Here is an 18,215-nt window from a genome sequence, read left to right on the forward strand (position 1 = left end):
GTTTCCCGGATAACGGCAAGACCCGCGGACAGAGGTGCAGCGTCGATCCCCTCAGCTTGAGCCGAGCCCGATCAGGGCCCCTTGGGTCAGGTAGCGGTCGTACATCCTCGGATCGTTCGCCCCGCTCTGATGAATGCCATCTATTGCCTTCACTTGTTCCAGGCGGGTGATGGCGCCAGTCTGGATATCCGAACAGGTCAGGTGGCCCCAGCTCCAGTACGGATGCTTGCCATCCATCACTTTCTTCTCGCCGGACTCGTAGAGCCCATAGCAGCCATCGAACGAGCGATAGGGCAGACCATTGCGGTCGTAAGTGGTCATGCCGGCGAAGGTCTGGTTGCGCGCATCGAACCAGACCCGCTTCTTGGATACCGGCGCGCGCGGAAACTTGGTCGGTTCGGCTTCGACCACAACGATTTCCGGCACCAACTCCACATCGGTATTCCAGAACGAGAGATCCTTCGGTCCGCCGTGGGTCTTGTGCTCCCAGTTCGGATGATCGGCGTTCCAGCCGCCGGATACACCGCCGAGAAACGGCCCGCGGTGGACGATCTTGTAGTTGCCCCAGGTGTACATCGGGTCGCCTGCGCCCCAGACATCGGAGAGGAACAGGGTCAGCCCCGGCACCAGCGGCTCGAAGCGCTGATTGGTCGGAAACTGGCGGATGCGCCGGAACTCGGGGACATAGCCGTAGAGCACCGGAAACGTGCTCTGGTCGTAATCCCAGATATTCAGGAAGGACGTGCCGCGATAGACGCCTGGCTTGGTGAAGAACACCGACTGATAACGCAGCTTGTCGAGATGCTCCGGCCAGTACGGCTTGGGCTCCATGCTGACGCGGGACACCGCCGACAGCTCGGCCCAGCCGCATTCGTATTCGAAGCCGACTTTGCCATCGGCGCCGACGTTCTTGATCTTGATGGCGTAGAACGACCCATCATGACGGCCCCAGCTGAGTGTCTGCGCGGCAAACAACTCCTCGGCAGTCTTGGGGTCGGGAAAGGGATTGCCGCCGATCCAGGGTTTGCCGTCCGCGGAATTGACGACGTTGCCGCGGGCATCGAACTTGGCCTTGCCGGCATTGCGCAGCGTCGCCTCGAGATACTCCCACGGCGAGGTCCGCATGATATCCGTCGTCGTCTTGACGACCCTGAGCCTGCGGCCCTGTTTGAGGATCTGCTCGTAGCGGATCGGCTCGATCAGATCCTTGACCAGTTCCACATTGGCGGCGGTGATCTCGTCACCGGTCTTGATCCGACCCTTGGTGTAGCCCTCGATCGACAGCAACTCGTCGGGATAGGCCTTGCTGATGTCGCCATGCTGCGCAATGGCCTGCGAGAGCGGCATCAGCACACCCGTCGCAAGCGCGCCTCTGCTCGCATCGGCAAGAAATTTGCGGCGGCTGTAGCCACCGTCGTATCGCGTGATCCGCATGTTCCAGGGGCTCGCCGGTCGTCCTGACAGATAAAGGTAGCCGGCGGCGTGATGAGCACCGCCGGCAAAAGTTCCGAGATCCAGTTCTCGGCGTGCGGACGTCTTGCGCTTGACTTGTATCCGTGAAGATCTGAAGGACTAGAACTGATAGCCGATGCGAATATTGGCTTCGTCGGCGAAGCTGATTGCACGGACCACGTTGTTGGTCGGGTTGCCGTACAGATGGCCGTTCACGTAGTTGTAGAAGAAATCGACGCTGATGTTGTTTCCCGGATTCCACTTCAGGAGTGGCTGCGCCAGCAGACCGCCCTGCACGTCGTACAGGAAGGCCCACTCCAGCACGAATTTGCGGTTCGGGGCGGGCAGGAAGCCGGCGAACACCAGGTAATTGGCTCCGACATCGGTAAGTCCTTTCGGACTCCTGAGACCCGAGTAGTCGTTGCCCTGAAGACCGACCGGATCACTCACGCCAAAGGTGCCGCTGTTGCCGCCATAGCCCTTCAGATTCAGACCGACGATATCGGTGGCGCTGCGGTGCTGATACTCGAAGGCAAGATAGGCCGCCGGGAATGCCGGGGTGAAGCGATACCAGCGCTCGCCGACCACCGTGATGATGTACTCGTCGGTCTTGTCTCCGCCGCGACCAAGGCCGGTATCCGTCAAGCGCCGATTCGGCGTGTACTGGGCTTCGACGTTGACGATGAACTGGTTCCAGAACGAGGCGGCGTTCTCGGTCTCGATCACATAACTGCCACCCAGACCGAACACTTCCTCGCGGAAGTAGTCGCGCTGCACGTTGCCGCGGAGGCTGCCGTCGGAAGCGAGGAAGAACGTATTCAGCAGATTGCTCGCCTCCCGGTTGTCGTCGACATGTGACGCATAGACGTCCCGCAGCGCGGCGAACTCGTCGATGGCCGTATTCACAGTCTTCGTGGCATCGAGACGCACACTGCCCGCGGCTCCGAAGTACTCCTTGTTGCTGTAGACGCCAGCCGGTCCGACGGTGAACGGAGTGTGCGACAGCGCTTCACCCAGGTTGCTGTACAAGCGGCAGGTCGTCGGGTTGTAGAGATTGCCGGCGCAGAGCGGGCTGTCCGGACCGAGCTTGGCGGCGTAAGCCGTTTCGACGGCAGCACCGAGCAAGTTGCCGTACCGGCTTCCGTCTGGATTGGTTCCCGTCAGGCCCTTGTTGATACCGCTCTCTGCCCAGCTGAAAACGCCGAGCGGATTGATGCGGCTGCCTGCGAGCGCCGAGTAACCCCAGTTGCCGTAGTCGGCCTTCATGCGGATGCCGTAGCTCAGCCGGGTGTCGTTGTCGCCAGTGAAATAGTTATCCAGCGGCTTGTAGAACTGCGACGGAATGACGTTGTAAGGCGTGTTCGGATTCGGCAGGACCGAGGGCTGGAACTTCTGCACGTAGCCGTCGACGATGATCGCGTCTGACGCCTGGATCGTGCCGCGAAGCGCCAGGGCCGGAACGCGCTTGTCCGAGAATTCCTCGATTGCCCGATCAAGCACCAGGTGCCGACGGAAATCGAGACCATCCGGCACATCGAAAGACTGGAAGAAGATTGCCTGTCCCCAGGCGATCTGCTGCATGCCGAAACGAATGTTGTAGGCGCCGCTCTTGTATTCGAGGAGCGCGGTCGGAAAATCGATCAGGTACTGACGCCCGGCGAATTCCGTCGGATTCAGCTTGCCCCCGTTGCGTCCCAGGGACTGGAAATACTGCGCCTTGCCGGTGTCGGCATAGCGGTTGCCACCGCCGCCATCGATGCCGCCCTGGATATTGGCAACGTCCTTCGCATCGAAGCTGTTGTAGATACCCGGATCGAAGATTGCGCGCGCCTGAATGTTCAGCCGGAAGCTGTCCGTGAACGACACATTCATTTCGCCCGAAGCGCGGTACTCCTGATAGTTGAGGTACGGATCACTACCCGGCACGAAGTTGTCGCGACGTACGGTATCGTTGGTATGGATCAGCCCGGCAGAGTTCGGAATGGGAACATTCCAGTTGGTCGCCTGTGGCAGCAGCTGGATACCCAGCAATTGACTGCTCAACGCTGGCGGCACATAAGCCTGCCGCGGCACATCGACGTGCTGGAAAGGCGCATTGCCTTGGTTATTGTAGTTCTGGAAGCCCGTCGTCCTGAACCCGGTGTCATTGCGCAACAGGCCGTTGAACGTCGTGCGCCCCCAGAGATTGGATAGAAATCCACTTGAGTCGCCATCATCGGCCCACACCGTTGTCGATGCGGCCATCATTGCTATGCCGGCACAAATGAGTCGGCGTGCACGCTGAGCTGAATCCATTTTTCTGCTCCCCCAGTACTTGTCGTTTGTTTGTTGCAATCAGTTGCCGCTTGCTGCCAGTTCAAAAGCCCGGCCGTTGTGGCCAATGGCGCTTGCTGATTTCTATCCCTTGCGTGCGTTCTTCCTGCTCTGAATCAATTGCCGCCGGTTGCCAGTTCGAGCACCCGGCCGCTGTGACCCACGGCAATCACCGAACCATCCGGCGTGCTTGCGCCACGGCTGAGGCCGCAGTACCAGTTGAGGCTCAGATCCAGGGCCTTGAGCGGCTGCCAGGTCTTGCCAGCGTCAGCACTGACCAGGCCGCTGCGCATGCCGACGACGACCACATGACCATCCTGCGTCGTCTCGATGGCGAACAGGCTGGCCTCCGAATTGGTGGCGAGCTGGGTCCAGGTCTTGCCGCTGTCCGTGCTGGTGACGATCAAGCCCGTCTGACCGGCCGCATAGCCGACGCCGTCGTCGCGAAAATGCATGCCGAAGATCGTCGGCGGAATCGAACCCTGCACCGCCGCCGGCACCTGAAACACCGGTGCCCAAGTCACGCCGCCATCGGTCGAGCGATTCAGCTGGCCGAATTCGCCGCCAATCACGATGGCGCCATCATCGAAGACATTGGCGGCATAGATGGTCGGCTCGTCGCGGATCGCTTCGAAGGCTCCGGTGACGCCCGTCTGGTAGAGCGTCGCCCAATCCGGCTTCAGATCGGCCCAGGTCTCTCCGCCGTCGGTCGACTTGAGCAAGGTACCGAAAGCACCAGCGGCCACCGCAAGGCCATTCTTGTTGAGGCTGACTCGCAGCAGACGACGATCCGTGACCGGCTCGATCTTGCGCCAGGGTTTGCCTTGATCACGGATCAGAATCAGACCCTGCTGCCCGACCGCGATCGAACGCGAACCCGCGATGGCAACGCTGAGCAAAGACAGATTGGTTGGCGGATTCTTGTCGCGCGCCCAGGTTTTGCCGCCGTCGGTGGTTTCGAGTACGAGACCACCGTCGCCTACCGCTTCGCCGAAGTCGCCACTGAAGGCGACTGAGTAGAGACGATCGTGAGGTGTCAACTGGTTCAGCGCGCGGCTTCCGCGGCCATCGGCAGCCACCGCGAAACTACCCGCCACGGCCATAAGTACCAGGAATATTGCTGACAACGGGCGTGCGTATACGTTCATGGCAGGAGCCGACAGAGAAATCGAATGGAGATGTGGCGGCCGCGGACTGGCGGCCGCCACAAAGAGGACTACTTCAGTGCCGCGTGATTACGCACGGCCCAGAGACTGCAGCGCCTGTGCGGTGCAGTAGGTGTTGTAAAGCCATTCCGGATCGGCCTGGAAGCGTGCTTCGACACCCGCGGCGCCCTTGCTGTGGTTGCACAGCGACATGCGGCGATTCTGGAAATCGTAGATATGCACGTAGGTCCAGGTGAACTGCGGAGTCTTGCCATCGCGGCCAACGATGACGCGCTTGCCGTCCGAACCACCGCCCTTGAGCTGGCCATGCGCCATTTCGAAATTCGACCAGAGCTTGCCCTGACGGTCGTAGCGAATGTTGCTGGAAGCGATGCTGTTGCGCGCATCGACATAGGCCACGCGCTTGGACACCGGCGAACGCGGATAGCCAGTTGGCTCGCAGCTGGTGACGATGACTTCCGGCGCCATCTCGTAGGCAATGTCGAAGAACTTCGGGTTGTCCTTCTGGCGCGGCGGCTCCCAGTTGGCGTCGTGGGTCGCGAACTCGGAAGACCATGGGCCGAGCATTGGCTTGCGCGCCTCGATCTTGTGATTGCCCCAGGTCAGGAAGGGATCGCCGGCAGCCCAGGGATCGCTGAGGAACCACACGGCGCCGGGAACAAGCGGCTCGAAGCGTTGATTCGACGGGAACTGACGTACCCGGCGGAACTCCGGCAGATAGCCATACAGCTCTGGAATCTTGCGCGCATCGTAATCCCAGACGCTCAGGAACGAAGTACCGCGGACGTCTGGCGAGGCGGCAAAGAACACGGCCTGACGACGCAGCTCATTCTCCAGCCCCTTGAAGACCTTGCGATCGGCACGGCCGGTGCTGTTCACCTCGACCCACTGGAAGTTGTAGTGGTACTCGAGCTTGCCGCTGACGCCGATGTCCTTCTGCTCGACCACGTAAGCAGCGGCGTCGTTCCGGCCGATGTTCATGGCCATGTTGCACCAGACCTGCTTGGCTTCCGTCGGATTGACGAAGGGCAGACCGCCCTGCCAGCGCTTGCCGTTTTCGTCCACGGCATTGCCGTCGGCATCCCACTTGGCCTTGTGACCGGACTTGATGTCGGCAATGGTCGCTTCGTAGTAGTCGCCGTTGTCCAGATCGCGAGGATTCAAGGTCGGTGCCTTGATCCGGATCTTGCGGCCTTCCACACCGGTGATCTGCTCGTAGGCGCCCGGATCCAGCAGGTGCTTGACGTGCTCGACGTTGTCCTTGGTGATGTAGTCGCCGACCTTGACCTTGCCCTTGCTCTGGGTCTCGATCGACAGCAGCTCATCCGGATAAGCCTTGCTGATGTCGTTGATGTCCTTCGCGTAGGCCTGGTCGAGCGGCATCAGCACGCCGGAACCGAGTCCGTAAGCCACAGACTGCATCATCTTCCGGCGACCGTAATCTACGTCGTACTTTCTGATTCTGAACATGTCATTTCCTCATCACTAGTAAGCGTCCGATCGATGCCCGGGGACGATAAACCGGTGCCCCTCTTTTACTTGTTGGCTAGCAGGGCGGAACCGTCTTTGCCTGCGTCCATAGGGTGCAATGAATCCCCACTGCTCTCTGCTACATACTTGGAGAGATCGATACCCTCGCCAATCATCAGATCGGTGCGAGTTGCGAATTTCGGTTTGATCAGCCAGACCAGCAGCGGCAGCATGATCAGTGCGAGCACCATGTTGATCAGCATGATCGCGGCCAGCAGCAGCCCCATGTCGGCCATGAACTTGAGGTCCGAGAGGAAGTACCAGGGCAGGATGCCAACCAGCATGATCGAGGCGGTGAACATGATCGCCTTGCCGGTCGTCGTCATCGAAACGGTGATCGCCTTGTCCCAGTCCTGGCCCTGCGCGTGATACTCCTCGCAGATACGCGACAGCAGGTAGATGCCGTAGTCGATACCGACACCGACACCGAGCACGGTCACCAGCACCGAGTTGATGTCCAGGCCGATGCCCATCAGATGCATCGTTGCCAGCAGATAGAAGTTCGCCAACAGCGTCGGCACCAGCAGGATGATCGCGGCGACTGCAGAGCGGTAGGCATAGGTCGCAATGAGAAAGATCGCCGCGCAGCACAGGCCGACCAGAATCCAGTGATAGCGCTCGACGACACTATTCATCGCCTGCTGCAACGCGATTGTTCCGGACGCGAGACGGACACGGATGTGCTCGTGCTCGACTCCCACCGCCGCGACAGCCTTGCGCGCCGTTTCCAGTGCGCCGTCGACCGTGGCCTGCTTGTTGTCGCGATAGAACAGCGAGACCGTCGAATGCTGGTAATGGAAGTCGGTCATGTCGGCGAAGTTCAGCGGGTTCTGACCGAAGGCCACCGCCGTGGCAGCCGCACCGACTGACTTGTCGCTGGGATCGACCGGCAGCCAGCCCGGATAGCCGCCCGAGTACAGACGATTGCCCTCGTCGACGACATCGGAGAACGAGCGCGTTGCGCGAGCCGGGAATGGACCGCTCTCGGCCGCTCTCTGGATCGATTTCGAGAGCTGATAGGCCTCCAGAGTGCGGGCTGCGCGGACCTGGGCATTTTCAGGATCTTTCGACTCGAGGATGATCTCCAGGGAGTTCACGCCTGGAAAATGGTCGTTGATCTGGCGGACCGCGGTGTTGAATTCCGACTTCGCCCACAGCAGATTGCTGCCCTCGACAGGATTGCCGATCGCAATCCGGCCCGCCAGCACGATCGCGGCCGTGGTGACTGCGGTGAGCACGATCAGGGTGATCTGAGCCCTGTTGCCATAAGTAAGCTTGGCCATTCCCAGCAGCAGGACCTCCTGCAACCTGTGGATGCCCTTCTTTGGCGCTCCGCCAACGATGGCGTCGATGTTCTTCGGCGCCGGCAGATAGGACAGCAGGATCGCGATCAGCATGACGCCGGTCGGGATCAGGTAGACCGCCCACATGCCGCAGAACAGCGCGAAGCGGCGCATCGCGGGAATCGGCGCCACGCCGATCACGAAGATCGCGATCACGTCGGTCATGATGCCGAGCACGCTCGGCGCCATCATCACGGCCAGCGTCATCTCCGAGGCCTTCACTCGATTGCGCACGTGCGCGTAGATCTCGTAGTAGCGTTCGGTGTACTGGATGCAGTGCGAGAAGGACCGCGCGACCAGCAGCAGCGGCACCACCATCAGCAGCGGTTCGATCGGCGAACGCAGCCAGCCGACCATGCCGAAGCCCCAGATCGCCGCGACGAAGCTGCAGACAATCGGCACGACGATGCCGGTGACATTGCGCATGTAGAAAGCGAGCGCCAGGACCAGCAAGGTCAGCGTCACGCCGAAGATCATGTAGGTCTGCTTCTGCAGCTTGTAGACCCAGCCGGTCAGGATTGGCTGGCCGACGATGCTGAAGGCATGCTTGTCGTCGGTCGCGGCACGCGTCAGGTCACCGATCGACGCGAATACCTTGGCATAGTCGAGCTGGTCGTCTTCACGAAACGACAGACGCAGCAAGGTCGCCGTCTGGTCGGCTGATACGAGAAAGGCGCGGGCCACCGGCGAACGCTCGACCTTGCGTTCGAGATCCGCGAGGTCCTTGGCATCTGTCGGCACCTCGTTGCCCATCAGCGGCTGCATCTGGATGCCGTCGGCGGTCGCCTCGGCATAAGTCGCCTTCTCGGTCGTGATCGACAGGATGCGGTCGTGATCGATGCCGGGAATCAGATCGACGTCACGGGTCAACGTCCAGACCTTTTGCAGCGTGTCGGCGTTGTAGATCTTCTGGCCGTCGGTCCGCTTCAGCATGATCGTGACGGTCAGCGGATCGCCGAAATTCGGGTGATCGTGATACGTCTGCACGAAGGGATCATCGGCCGGCAGCAGATCGGCGAAGATCGTCCGGATGTCCAGCCTCGGCAAGCCGGCGGCAAAGGCCAGCGTGACCAGAATGAAGAAGATGCCGACGCTCTTGCGCCGACCAACGATCCATGCAGCCAACCGGAAGCGGAAATTATCCATTAGCGGCAGACGACCTCGTTCTTGCGTGAGCAGACAAGGCACTGGACTGCGGTCGCGGGGGAATTTTCACCGACGCACATCACAATTACCGGACTGCTGCCGACGAGCGGATTCAACATGACGCCTCCTAATAATGATCGGGCCGAATTCCCGATCCGGCTCTTCTGTGCGTGGCCCTTCAATTGCGGCCTTCGTGAGGATTAGAGTATTCGGAGGTGGTTCGGCGACGCTTGACGGCTTGTGCAATTTCGCTGTCCCCGAGTGCACAACGTTCTGCCTGCTGCTGACGCGGACCTTGGCGGCCTGGGCCGGCCCGTCCTGCATTCAGGCGCAAACTGCCGCGGGACACTCCATTTGGAAGGCGCTCTACGACCAGGAAGCAGGGCAGCCAAACACGAGCGTCAGCCTGAGCGAGGCGCCGTCATCTCGACGCGCCAACAGGCGCTCCCCCATGGCAAGACCGGCCACAACCAAGCACGGATGATTAAGACGCCATCGCAGAAGTGCGCGCATGACTCAGAGTGCAATGTGGCTGTTATCGCGTGCACATCGCTGCAAAGACGGTTGCCGGCTCGGCGGCTGCGTGCAAATACTCATCGCTCAACAATCGATCTGGCTGCTGCTCCGCGTTTTCGCCAACGGCGTGCGGGGCAACAGAATTCCAAAGAGCACCGAGGAGCAAGCCCATGGCCGTTTTGAATCGTCTCGACTGGTATGACATCGCGCGCAACACGAACTGGACGCCCACGTACGTCGCGGAGAGCGAGTTGTTTCCCGAAGAGCTTTCGAGTGCGTTCGGCCTGCCGGCCGAAGTGTTCGAGACCTACGACGAGCCGTACAAGACCACGTATCCGGAATACGTGAAGGTGCAGCGCGAGAAGGATGCGGGTGCCTACTCGGTCAAGGCTGCGCTGGAGCGCAGCAAGATGTTCGAGAATGCGTCGCCGGGCTGGTTGTCGGTGCTCAAGCTGCACTTCGGGGCCATTGCCCGCGGCGAGTACTCGGCGTCGAGCGCCGAGGCACGCATGGTCCGCTTCGGCCGCGCGCCGGGCATGCGCAACATGGCGACCTTCGGCATGATGGACGAGATCCGCCACAGCCAGTTGCAGCTGTTCTTCCCGCATCAGTACGTGTCCAAGGACCGTCAGTTCGACTGGGCCTTCAAGGCCTACGACACCAACGAATGGGCAATGATCGCCGCGCGCCACTTCTTCGACGACGTGATGGTCACCCGCGGTGCCGTCGGCGTGGCGCTGACGCTGACCTTCGCCTTCGAGTCCGGCTTCACCAACATGCAGTTCCTCGGCCTCGCAGCTGACGCGGCCGAAGCCGGAGACTGGACCTTCTCCAGCCTGATTTCGAGCATCCAGACCGATGAATCGCGCCACGCGCAGATCGGCGCTCCGCTGGTACAGATCCTGGTCAAGAACGGCAAGAAGGCTGAAGCGCAGAAGCTGGTGGACATTTCCATCTGGCGCGCCTGGAAGCTGTTCTCGATCCTCACCGGCCCGGTGATGGATTACTACACGCCGCTCGAGCACCGGAAGCAATCGTTCAAGGAGTTCATGCAGGAGTGGATCGTGGTGCAGTTCGAGCGCTCGCTGCTTGAACTGGGCCTCGACAAGCCCTGGTTCTGGGACGACTTCCTGCACGAGATCGACGAACAGCATCACGGCATGCATCTTGGCGTCTGGTTCTGGCGTCCGACCGTCTGGTGGAATCCGGCGGCCGGCGTCGCCCCCGCAGAACGCGAGTGGCTGGAAGAGAAGTATCCGGGCTGGAACGCGACCTGGGGTCAGTGCTGGGATGTCATCACCGACAACGCGCTGGACAACAAGATGGAGCAGACGCTGCCGGTGACGCTGCCGGTGGTCTGCAACATGTGCCAGCTGCCGATCAATTTCACGCCGGGCGCGGCCTGGAAGATGCGCGACTTCCCGCTCACTTATGAGAGCCGCGACTATCACTTCTGCTCGGAAGGCTGCCGCTGGTGCTTCGAACAGGAGCCGACCCGTTACCAGGATCACCTGTCGCTGGTCGACCGCTTCCTTGCCGGCCAGATTCAGCCGCCGGATCTCGGCGGCGCGGTGAAGTATATGGGTCTGGCGCCCGGCGAAATGGGCGATGACGCCCTCAAGTTCGCCTGGCTCGAGGAAGTTCGCGCCGAACGGATGAAGAAGGCGAGCTGAGCAGGCGCGCATCGAGGACGAGGACCGCAGGCGGAAGGCTTGCGGTCCTTGCAAACACGACATAACGAACCCTACAGGGACAAGAGACCGATGGCTCTATTTCCACTGACTTCGAACTTCCAGGAAGACTTCGTCCTCCAGCTGGTCGCGGTCGATACTGACAACAGCATGGATGAAGTCGCCGCCGCTGCTGCCGTGCACTCGGTCGGACGCCGGGTGAAACCACGGCCGGGCGTGCTGCGCGTGCGCCGTCAGGGCACGGACGAAGCGTTTCCGCGAGACCTCAAGGTCGGCGATGCCGGTCTGCGCCCGATGGAATGCGTCGAGATCTACTGGGAAGGCTCGGCCGGCAGCGTCCGCGACCCGCGCCACTGAGAACGGTCATGACGTTCCACAAAGTCTGCAAGCTCGACGACCTCTGGGAAGGCGAGATGGAAGCCTTCGATGTCGACGGCGAGGAAGTGCTCGTGGTCTGGCCCGAAGGCGGCGAACCCTGCGCCTTCCAGGGCGCCTGCCCGCATCAGGACATTCCGCTGATCGAAGGCAAGTTCGACGGCAAGACCGTCATCTGTCGCGCCCACCAATGGAGCTTCTGCGCCAACTCCGGCAAAGGCCTTAATCCCGACCACACCCAGCTCGCCCGTTATCCGATCAAGGTCGAAAACGGCGATGTACTGGTGCAGATAGAGGGCATCAAGCCTCTGTTTTCCGCGACCTGAGGAAGCTGATGAACGGCACCAGAAACGATATTGCGAACGCACATCTCAACAACCGGGTCGGGCCCGTGCTGCGTCAGGGAGCGTTGGCCAAGGCCGTTGCCGAAGCCGCTGAAGTCGATAACCCGGACAAGACCATCACCATCGATGACAAGGTCGCCTACGTGCGCATCTCGACCGAGGGCGAGATGATCCTGCGCCGCACGACCATCGAAGAAATGCTCGGAAAATCATTCCAGATGAACGAACTGGAAGTGGAGCTGAGCTCTTTCTCGGGCCGCATCGAGAATGGTGCCGAGCAGATTCGTTTCTATTTCGAAAAAACCTTCTAGGAGCTGTCATGAGCGAAGTCGAAATTCTCAAGCCGCTGAAAACCTGGAGCCATCTGGCTGCAAGGCGGCGCAAACCGAGCGAGTACGAAATCGTCTCGGTGTCGCTGCATTACAACGATCGCCCGGGTTCGGCCGCGCCGTACGAACTGGATACCAATCTGTTCATGAACCGCTGGTATGTCCAGCACCGCAATGGCAGCCCGCTGAAGCATGCCGACTGGAATGCTTTCCGCGATCCGGACGAGTTGATCTATCGCACCTATTGCCTGCTGCAGGACGGCCAGGAGACCTATGTCCATGGTCTGTTCGATCAGTTCAACGAGCGCGAGCACGACAAGGCGCTCAGCCCGCTCTGGGCCGGCACGCTCGCACGGCTATACACGCCTGCGCGCTATCTGTTCCACACCATCCAGATGGCCTCCGCCTACCTGGCGCAGATGGCACCAGCAAGCACGATCAGCAACGTCGCCACTTTCCAGGGCATGGATGCGTTCCGGTGGCTGAGCCACACCGCCTACCGCACCAAGGAACTTCAGGCCACCTTCCCGGACAAGGGTTTCTGCATCAACGAACGGACGTACTGGGAGCAGGACCCGGCCTGGCAGGGAATCCGCGAGTTGATGGAAAAACTGCTCGTCGCCTACGACTGGGCGGAATGCTTCACGGCATTGAACCTGGTTGCCAAGCCGGCGATCGAGGAATGTGTGCTGCGCCAGCTCGGCAACGCCGGACGGCACCATGGCGATCTGACGCTGAGCCTGCTGGCCGACGCGCAACTGATCGATGCCGCACGTCACCGCCGCTGGGCAACAGCGCTGGTCAAGATGGCGCTGGGGACCGAAGGCAATGGCGACGTGATCCGTGGCTGGGTCGCGAAATGGACGCCGCTCGCCGATGCCGCAGTCGATGCTTACTGCGCCGCTCTGACAGAGTCACCGGAAGCAGCCAGCAACGCGAAAGAAGCTGCGGAGAAGTTCCGGCAATCGCTGGGAATCTGAATCGGAGCCCGGCCTGCTGCCACAAGGAGCAGGCCGGGCTTCACTCGTACTGAAAGCCTGAAGCCTTGACCACTCAGCGCAGGATCAGACGAATCGGTCGTAGAACATCTGCGAAACCGGAACCTTCAGATCGAGCAGCATGCGCTGCACGGCATCGGTCATCGCCGGCGGACCGCAGAAATAGTAGTCCTTGCTCGTCGGGTCACTGCCTGCTTCGAGACTTCTGCGAGCGACCTCGTGGACGAAGCCGCGTGCGCCACCCCAAGGCTCCGCGTAGGTCGAATCAGAAATCGAACTGAAGCACGAAACGCGCTTACGCAGCAGCGCATCGCGCTCGATCATCGTCGACGCGCAAAGGTCAGCAGGACGACGGCCGCCATAGAAGAAATCGAGTTTGCGTTCACGAGGCCCGGAGCGCGATGCGGCCGAGAGAATCGACAGCATCGGTGACAACCCGGAGCCACCGGCAATGCAGACGATGTCGCGCGTGCTGTCCGCGCGTAAATGCGCCAAGCCGTAAGGGCCATCGAGCATGATCTGGTCATCGACGCTCATGCTGTCGAACAGCGCGCGGCCACCAGCGCCTTCGGTCATGCGCTTGATCACGAAACTCCACGAGCCCTGCTCGTTCGGCAGGTTCGACATCGAATAGGCACGGTCACCGGTCACACCCGGCAGGCTCAGCAAGGCGAACTGTCCGGGCAGAAACTCCGCGGGATCGGCCGTCTTGAATGTGAACTCGGTGATGTCGTGGGTCATGGCGATCTTTGAAACCAGCACCGCAGAGCGCCGCCGCGGCCGCTGTTCCAGGCCAAGCTTGAGCGGTACACGCACGGTGATCGTGCAGTCAGAGTGAGGCCGCGACTGGCAAGCCAGCCGAAAACCGCGATCACGACTGCGTGCCGTCAGACCTGGCGCATCGGGCCACAGATCTTCGAGCTCGCCGCTCTTGAGCTGCACACGGCAAGTGCCGCAGCCGCCAGAGCCACACTCGTACGGCAAGCCGATGCCGCTGCGTAGCGCAGCGCGCAGCACGGTGTCGCCTGGCATGCATGCGAACTCCGGGCCACCGTCAGTGAGACGAATGCTATAGCCTGCGGCACCACCTTCCGCAGACATCAGCGCACCCTTCCTTGCCCGATGGCGCCAGCGGCACGAGGCCGAGCACAGCCGGGCAGCTTGATACGCATCATCATTGCGCCAGATCCGGTTCCAGCTTCGCGTCGCAGCGCATCTCGTTCCTGTTCATACGCTCCTTCATGCTTCATCTTGAATGCCGACAGCATCGACAAATGCAGTGCAAGCTTCAATAAGCCGGAGATGATGGAAGTCATCATCGCGGTGAATGCACGGCGGCTCGGTAGTGAAGGAAACTACAGCGCGTGGCGGAGCGGAGATGACCGCTGGCCACTATCGCAAAGGTGCTTGATATCTGCTCGTCCACAAGAGAAGACAGACGCCGGGCCCGGATTCGCGAATGGGAACGAGCGCGGGCCCGACCACCGAGCATCTGATGAACCTGAATGATCTGGATCTCAAGCTGCTTCGCGTCTTCCATCAGCTGATGATCGAGCGCCGTGTGTCGAGCGCGGCGCAATCACTGGGCGTGTCGCAGCCGGCAGTCAGCAATGCCTTGAAGCGATTGCGTGGCCTGCTGGGAGACGAGCTGTTCCAGCGCACTGCGCAAGGCATGCTGCCGACACCGCTGGCGGAGCAGATCGCCGAACCCATCGCCTACGCGATCGACGCGATCCGTTCGGTCGTCAACCATCAAGTTCATTTCGATCCGGCGACTGCGCATCGGGATTTCGTGCTCGGACTGATCGATCTCGGAGAGATGTTCTTCTTGCCCTCGCTGCTGGTGCAGGTTTGTCAGCAGGCGCCCGGCGTGCGGATCAACGTGGCAAGAAGTATCAATTCCAGCCTGAAGGAAGACATGGAAACCGGCCGGATCGATGTCGCGATCGGCCTGATGCCGCAGCTGCAGGGCAACTTCTTCAGGCAGCGCCTGTTCCGGCAGAACTTCGTCCTGGCCTTCCGCCAGGATCATCCGCTGTCGAAGAAGTCGGCGATCGGCCTCGATGACTTCATCGCCTGCGAGCATGTCGCAGTCTCGCAGGGCTCCGGGCATGGCGACATCGATCGCCTGATGGAGCGCAAAGGCATCGAGCGTCGTATCCGGACCACCGTGCCTTACTTCGACGCCGTTGGCCCCATTCTGGAAGCGACCGATCTGGTGGCGACCGTGCCGCTGAATCTGGCCGAGATGCTGCGGCGCCCGTTCGGCATCGGCCACGCGCCGCATCCAGTCGCGCTCCCTGAAATTTCCATCGACGTCTTCTGGAATGCACGCCTGCAACGGGATCCCGCCAACCAGTGGCTGCGGCGGCTGATCTTCAAGCTGTTCTCCGATCAGGCTCAGGGAAGCACCTGACGGATGGAAGTCCTCATTCGCCCGGGCAACCATGTACTGAGCCTCAAGCCGGGAGAACCCCTGCTGCCCGCGCTGCGCGCTCAGGGGCTGCCGATTTCCTACAGCTGCGAGGACGGACGCTGCGGACTGTGCCGCTGCAAGCTGCTACGGGGAACGGTAGTCGAGTCTGGTCGTCCACCGCGACCCTTGTTCGGATGTCGCACGCGCTATCTGCTCGCCTGTCAGAGCTCGGCAGCGGAAGACTGCGCCATCGAGATTCCCGATGCCGGCGAGCCCGTGATCCATCCGCCTCGACGACTACGCACTCAGGTGCTGGGGATCGAGTCGATCACCCATAACGTTCGCTTGCTGCGCCTCAGCAATGCCGACAAGCTGCTGTTCTCGCCGGGCCAGTTTGTCGAACTGGAATTCGGCCGTGGATTGTCGCGGGCCTATTCGCTCTCTGGATTGCCAGGCGACGACGAGCTGCGCTTCCACATCCGCATCCATCCCCAGGGAAGCGCCAGCCAGCTGATCACGGAACGGCTCCAGCCGGGCGCGATGCTGCGCCTGCGCGCGCCCTATGGCGTTGCCTGGCTGCGTCGACAACAGGAAGGCCCGATGCTGCTGGCTTCGGCGGGCACTGGCCTGGGTCCGCTGCTGTCTGTGCTGCGCGGTATCGCCGCGGCGCGCCTGCAGAATCCGGTGCACGTCTACACCAGTTTCATGTCGCGCGAAGACATCTACGGGCTCGACGAGCTTGCGGCGGCCCTGGCAGCACTCCCCAACCTCAGGGCCTCACATCTCGTCGTCGCCTACGGCCAGCTGAAGCGCGGCTTGCGCCGCGGTCTGTTGACCGAAGTTCTGGAAGCAGACTTCAGCCATTTCAAGAACTGGCAGGCCAACCTGTACGGCTCGCCCTTCGCGATCGATGCTGCGGTACATCTGCTGCGCCGGCGTGGAATCGATGAGGATCATCTCCACGCCGACCCCTTCCATCCCTACGGCAACTAGATTCAATGCTTCGCGATCGACGGTAACACCGCGCTCGGAGAGATGCCGTAGCGCATCTTGAACTGGCGCGAGAATGATGCGAAATGCTTGAATCCATGATCCATCGCAATGTCGGTGATCTTGCGGTGGCAATAGCGCTCATCGCGAAGCAAGCGAAAGCAGCAGTCGAGACGGATTTCGCGGATGGCCCGTGCAGGCGTCAAGCCACAGCGCTCGAAAAGTAGATACAAGGCGCGGCGCGACATGTGGAGTTCAGCGGCGACAGCATCGGCATCGAGCTTGGGATCGGCGACTCTGCGCAGGATCACGGCACGAGCGCGATCAAGGCGGCTGGTGCGCGCAGCGTCGGAACGGAACCAGTCCGTGCCGTTCAAGGGTGACGGCGCCGGTGTTCGTGCCCAGGCTTCGATCAGCGCCGTGTCGACCCGAAATCTGCCAGGCATCAAGGCCGCATAAGCACGCGCCTCGTTCACTGCACGACGGAACAGTGCGGCGGCCGACTCGTCGCTGCGCAATGCCTCCAGCGCACCAGCGTAATCCGACTCGCACCACAGTGATTCACCGCCGCGCAGGCCGACAAACCAGCGATAGAGCGCGTTGTAGCGCAGCTGCTCCAGCAATTGTTCATCCGTGGGGAACGAGTACAGCGCCTGTAACAGAGCGGCACGGATCAACGGCGCATGGCGCGCCGCGGCATCCGGGGCGCCATCGCAGAGATCGTCGACGAGCGACCGGATGTGCGCGAGCGGGTGCGCGTCCTCGCTGCGGGAAACGATCTCCACCGTCACTGCCCTGCCACCCGTGCTCAGCTCGAGATTGCTGGATTCGTACATGTTCGGCTCTCCTCCATCCCGGCGAGGGTCCTGCCGCGTCTCCGTGGCGCGTCATGGCTCCTCGTCGACGGCGAGTCTCGACTATTCGTACGCCATCGTCTTTTCGTGATGGTGATAAACCTTATTCGCCAAGGAGCGGTTCGCGCCGGGCTCTTCGCGTTGTGCTGGCACACGGCCAGACTGAGGTCTGAAGCCGCCAAGATTGCGGGCGCGGAGACCACTCACCAAAAGAAGCCAAAGGCTTTTGAACCTTGGCTCAGCAAGGGCACTGGCAAGTCACCCGACGGGCACAGTGATCACAACCCTGCGAAGCGCTTTTTCATGGTCTGGCGCTAAAGGCCAGCGACGCACAGATAACAAAAAGCCCGCGTCGGCAAGGCCGAAGCGGGCTCTAAGTCATTGATTTTGGTGCGCCCGACAAGATTCGAACTTGTGACTTCTTCCTTCGGAGGGAAGCACTCTATCCAGCTGAGCTACGGGCGCGAGATGCGTAGTCTAATCGAAACAGGGCCTCAGTCAGCAGTGACTGACGCGGTTGGCGACGACCGCTCGGGCACAATGCCGGCACTCGCGCGTCCTTGTGTGCCGCTCAATCCCTTGATTCATCGAAAGCCCCATCTTCCAGAGAAAACCTGTGTGGTCTGCGGGCGGTCGTTTGCGTGGCGCAAGAAGTGGGAGAAGGTCTGGGACGAGGTGCGTTATTGCTCGGATGCCTGCCGGGCTCGGCGCAGCTCGCCAGCCAAGGCTGATCCCGCGTTGCGCTGATTTTC

Annotated in this window: 16 protein-coding genes and 1 tRNA gene; 8 read left to right on the forward strand and 9 right to left on the reverse strand. The window is 61.3% G+C overall.

Features of this window, described 5'->3' with window-relative positions:
- Positions 1–51: 51 nt before the first annotated feature.
- The 5 genes from G513_RS0108935 to G513_RS22220 form a co-directional block, all read right to left on the reverse strand.
- Complete coding sequence (locus G513_RS0108935) at positions 52–1,434, reverse strand: DUF1329 domain-containing protein (RefSeq protein WP_022976495.1); 1,383 nt, start codon at positions 1,432–1,434, stop codon at positions 52–54.
- Between the two features lie 138 nt (positions 1,435–1,572).
- Positions 1,573–3,696: a DUF1302 domain-containing protein gene (locus tag G513_RS0108940; RefSeq protein ID WP_245563093.1), complete on the reverse strand. Its 2,124-nt coding sequence runs from the start codon at positions 3,694–3,696 to the stop codon at positions 1,573–1,575.
- Positions 3,697–3,881: 185 nt separating this feature from the next.
- Entirely contained in the window at positions 3,882–4,913 is a 1,032-nt protein-coding gene (locus G513_RS0108945; RefSeq protein WP_022976497.1) for a WD40/YVTN/BNR-like repeat-containing protein, read from the reverse strand.
- A gap of 87 nt (positions 4,914–5,000) precedes the next feature.
- Positions 5,001–6,401 carry a DUF1329 domain-containing protein gene (locus tag G513_RS0108950; protein WP_022976498.1) on the reverse strand — a complete coding sequence of 467 codons (1,401 nt, stop codon included), beginning with the start codon at positions 6,399–6,401 and terminating at the stop codon, positions 5,001–5,003.
- Positions 6,402–6,466: 65 nt separating this feature from the next.
- Positions 6,467–8,950, reverse strand: coding sequence for an efflux RND transporter permease subunit (locus G513_RS22220; protein ID WP_022976499.1), 2,484 nt, complete (start codon positions 8,948–8,950; stop codon positions 6,467–6,469).
- Between the two features lie 686 nt (positions 8,951–9,636).
- Between G513_RS22220 and G513_RS0108965 the strand changes: the two genes are divergently transcribed.
- The 5 genes from G513_RS0108965 to G513_RS0108985 all read left to right on the forward strand — a co-directional run bounded on the left by G513_RS0108965 (position 9,637) and on the right by G513_RS0108985 (position 13,185).
- A complete protein-coding gene (locus tag G513_RS0108965; protein WP_022976500.1) occupies positions 9,637–11,139 on the forward strand; it encodes an aromatic/alkene/methane monooxygenase hydroxylase/oxygenase subunit alpha in 1,503 nt (500 codons plus the stop codon).
- 90 nt (positions 11,140–11,229) lie between these two features.
- Positions 11,230–11,514, forward strand: coding sequence for a toluene-4-monooxygenase system B family protein (locus tag G513_RS0108970; RefSeq protein ID WP_022976501.1), 285 nt, complete (start codon positions 11,230–11,232; stop codon positions 11,512–11,514).
- Positions 11,515–11,522: 8 nt separating this feature from the next.
- Positions 11,523–11,858: a monooxygenase system ferredoxin subunit gene (locus G513_RS0108975; protein WP_022976502.1), complete on the forward strand. Its 336-nt coding sequence runs from the start codon at positions 11,523–11,525 to the stop codon at positions 11,856–11,858.
- Between the two features lie 8 nt (positions 11,859–11,866).
- Positions 11,867–12,187, forward strand: coding sequence for an MmoB/DmpM family protein (locus G513_RS0108980; protein ID WP_022976503.1), 321 nt, complete (start codon positions 11,867–11,869; stop codon positions 12,185–12,187).
- Between the two features lie 8 nt (positions 12,188–12,195).
- Positions 12,196–13,185: an aromatic/alkene monooxygenase hydroxylase subunit beta gene (locus G513_RS0108985; protein WP_022976504.1), complete on the forward strand. Its 990-nt coding sequence runs from the start codon at positions 12,196–12,198 to the stop codon at positions 13,183–13,185.
- Positions 13,186–13,269: 84 nt separating this feature from the next.
- Here G513_RS0108985 and G513_RS0108990 read toward each other — a convergent pair whose 3' ends face one another.
- Together G513_RS0108990 and G513_RS25755 are read right to left on the reverse strand one after the other, a co-directional pair.
- Positions 13,270–14,304, reverse strand: a complete 1,035-nt coding sequence (locus G513_RS0108990; RefSeq protein ID WP_022976505.1) for a 2Fe-2S iron-sulfur cluster-binding protein — start codon at positions 14,302–14,304, stop codon at positions 13,270–13,272.
- Positions 14,304–14,522 (reverse strand): hypothetical protein, encoded by a 219-nt coding sequence (locus G513_RS25755; RefSeq protein WP_022976506.1) that lies wholly within the window; start codon positions 14,520–14,522, stop codon positions 14,304–14,306. Before G513_RS25755 ends, G513_RS0108990 begins: the two co-directional genes overlap by 1 nt.
- A gap of 140 nt (positions 14,523–14,662) precedes the next feature.
- Here G513_RS25755 and G513_RS0109000 point away from each other — a divergent pair, with 140 nt between their 5' ends.
- Together G513_RS0109000 and G513_RS0109005 are read left to right on the forward strand one after the other, a co-directional pair.
- On the forward strand, positions 14,663–15,619 hold the full coding sequence (locus G513_RS0109000) for a LysR family transcriptional regulator (RefSeq protein ID WP_022976507.1): 957 nt from the start codon (positions 14,663–14,665) through the stop codon (positions 15,617–15,619).
- 3 nt (positions 15,620–15,622) lie between these two features.
- Positions 15,623–16,612: a 2Fe-2S iron-sulfur cluster-binding protein gene (locus G513_RS0109005; protein WP_022976508.1), complete on the forward strand. Its 990-nt coding sequence runs from the start codon at positions 15,623–15,625 to the stop codon at positions 16,610–16,612.
- Positions 16,613–16,614: 2 nt separating this feature from the next.
- Here the strand turns inward: G513_RS0109005 and G513_RS26390 are convergent, their stop codons facing one another.
- Positions 16,615–17,445 carry a helix-turn-helix transcriptional regulator gene (locus G513_RS26390; RefSeq protein WP_051144378.1) on the reverse strand — a complete coding sequence of 277 codons (831 nt, stop codon included), beginning with the start codon at positions 17,443–17,445 and terminating at the stop codon, positions 16,615–16,617.
- A 406-nt stretch (positions 17,446–17,851) separates the two neighbouring features.
- A tRNA-Arg gene (locus G513_RS0109020) sits at positions 17,852–17,928 on the reverse strand.
- A 75-nt stretch (positions 17,929–18,003) separates the two neighbouring features.
- On the opposite strand from G513_RS0109020, the gene G513_RS26450 reads away from it, so the two are divergent.
- Positions 18,004–18,210, forward strand: a complete 207-nt coding sequence (locus G513_RS26450) for a DUF2256 domain-containing protein (protein ID WP_084711477.1) — start codon at positions 18,004–18,006, stop codon at positions 18,208–18,210.
- Positions 18,211–18,215 lie beyond the last annotated feature (5 nt).

Origin of the sequence: Nevskia ramosa DSM 11499, from assembly GCF_000420645.1 — a bacterium.
Classification (GTDB): Bacteria; Pseudomonadota; Gammaproteobacteria; order Nevskiales; family Nevskiaceae; genus Nevskia; species Nevskia ramosa.

Bases quoted from the DNA above. Each gene is read 5' to 3' on its own strand.
- G513_RS0108935 (WP_022976495.1), bottom strand. From the start codon at position 1,434: ATGCGGATCACGCGATACGACGGTGGCTACAGCCGCCGCAAATTTCTT.
- G513_RS0108940 (WP_245563093.1), bottom strand. From the start codon at position 3,696: ATGGCCGCATCGACAACGGTGTGGGCCGATGATGGCGACTCAAGTGGA.
- G513_RS0108945 (WP_022976497.1), bottom strand. From the start codon at position 4,913: ATGAACGTATACGCACGCCCGTTGTCAGCAATATTCCTGGTACTTATG.
- G513_RS0108950 (WP_022976498.1), bottom strand. From the start codon at position 6,401: ATGTTCAGAATCAGAAAGTACGACGTAGATTACGGTCGCCGGAAGATG.
- G513_RS22220 (WP_022976499.1), bottom strand. From the start codon at position 8,950: ATGGATAATTTCCGCTTCCGGTTGGCTGCATGGATCGTTGGTCGGCGC.
- G513_RS0108965 (WP_022976500.1), top strand. From the start codon at position 9,637: ATGGCCGTTTTGAATCGTCTCGACTGGTATGACATCGCGCGCAACACG.
- G513_RS0108970 (WP_022976501.1), top strand. From the start codon at position 11,230: ATGGCTCTATTTCCACTGACTTCGAACTTCCAGGAAGACTTCGTCCTC.
- G513_RS0108975 (WP_022976502.1), top strand. From the start codon at position 11,523: ATGACGTTCCACAAAGTCTGCAAGCTCGACGACCTCTGGGAAGGCGAG.
- G513_RS0108980 (WP_022976503.1), top strand. From the start codon at position 11,867: ATGAACGGCACCAGAAACGATATTGCGAACGCACATCTCAACAACCGG.
- G513_RS0108985 (WP_022976504.1), top strand. From the start codon at position 12,196: ATGAGCGAAGTCGAAATTCTCAAGCCGCTGAAAACCTGGAGCCATCTG.
- G513_RS0108990 (WP_022976505.1), bottom strand. From the start codon at position 14,304: ATGTCTGCGGAAGGTGGTGCCGCAGGCTATAGCATTCGTCTCACTGAC.
- G513_RS25755 (WP_022976506.1), bottom strand. From the start codon at position 14,522: ATGATGACTTCCATCATCTCCGGCTTATTGAAGCTTGCACTGCATTTG.
- G513_RS0109000 (WP_022976507.1), top strand. From the start codon at position 14,663: ATGGGAACGAGCGCGGGCCCGACCACCGAGCATCTGATGAACCTGAAT.
- G513_RS0109005 (WP_022976508.1), top strand. From the start codon at position 15,623: ATGGAAGTCCTCATTCGCCCGGGCAACCATGTACTGAGCCTCAAGCCG.
- G513_RS26390 (WP_051144378.1), bottom strand. From the start codon at position 17,445: ATGTACGAATCCAGCAATCTCGAGCTGAGCACGGGTGGCAGGGCAGTG.
- G513_RS26450 (WP_084711477.1), top strand. From the start codon at position 18,004: ATGCCGGCACTCGCGCGTCCTTGTGTGCCGCTCAATCCCTTGATTCAT.